Origin of the sequence: Kineosporia sp. NBRC 101731, assembly GCF_030269305.1 — a bacterium.
GTDB lineage: Bacteria > Actinomycetota > Actinomycetes > Actinomycetales > Kineosporiaceae > Kineosporia.
This window is the reverse complement of record NZ_BSTC01000077.1, coordinates 1-255: the sequence shown is the minus strand read 5'-3', so window position 1 is coordinate 255 and position 255 is coordinate 1. Positions and strand designations below refer to the sequence as shown.

The 255-nt window shown below is 67.8% G+C and carries 1 protein-coding gene; it reads right to left on the bottom strand.

The window, feature by feature from the left end; genetic code table 11:
- On the bottom strand, window positions 1-255 hold a 255-nt coding region (locus QSK05_RS36145; RefSeq protein WP_285601921.1), incomplete at both ends, for a DUF222 domain-containing protein.

Here is a 255-nt window from a genome sequence, read left to right as displayed (position 1 = left end):
CCGCCAGACGCGCCGCCAGAGAGTCCTGCACGGCCTGCCACGCCGGTGTCCCGGGCTGTAAAGCGTTACGCATCTGGGTGTTCACCGCGACCGCCGTGCGCCAGTCCAGGCTCCCCGCCCGCACCAGAGCCAGGATCGCCGGCAGATCTTCACAGACCTGGATCGAGTCACCCACCCGGTTCATCGCTGCCCCACGACCCAGCCCCAGCGACAAGGCAATCTCACTGCCGGTCAGCTCAATCCCATCGACCGCGT